Source organism: Pseudomonas sp. FG98, from assembly GCF_057808595.1.
Map to the genome: position 1 here is coordinate 1 of NZ_JBMDIJ010000186.1, position 528 is coordinate 528.

Annotated in this window: 1 protein-coding gene; it reads right to left on the reverse strand. The window is 57.6% G+C overall.

What is annotated here, in order from left to right:
- A partial coding sequence (gene tli1a, locus ACODSK_RS32655) for a Tli1a family immunity protein (RefSeq protein ID WP_489022286.1) occupies nucleotides 1-493 on the reverse strand: 493 nt, incomplete at its 3' end.
- Nucleotides 494-528 lie beyond the last annotated feature (35 nt).

A 528-nucleotide genomic window follows, 5' to 3' on the forward strand; every position in this document is an offset into this window, starting at 1 on the left:
TGGGGTAGTCGGGGTTTCCATGGCCTTTGCAGGAGGTCGTCACCTGGATTTCGTCGCACGGGAGAAAATGCACGGTGACGCCGCAGACTTTCTGGTTGGTGTAGTCGGGGACTGTCACAAGTCTGGAATGTTGCCGCTTCTGAGCCTCTATCGACTCAACCCACACTCTGTACTTGGCACGATCTACAAACCCGGGAAATCCATCTGTGCTGTCGGATCCCGTTTCCCAATCAATCTGTACCATCATCCCAGGCACCCATTCGGCCGGTAGGCTGATGTGTCCGCCGCCACCTCCTTCCCAAGCCCCGATTACGTCCAGCCCGGAATGCCCATCCACAGCGAAATAATTGATCGCCCAATGGGTGTGGTTGATACCAATGATCCTGGCGTGGGCAGTCGCTGCCGGCAGCAATGCCAGCAAGGCACAGGCCGCAGCAGGCAGGACACCAAACAGGGTTGCGCTACGCGAAGCGGCGCTCTTCATTTCGGGCATGACTGTGGCTCCGGCAGTCTCAGTGGGATATTGAT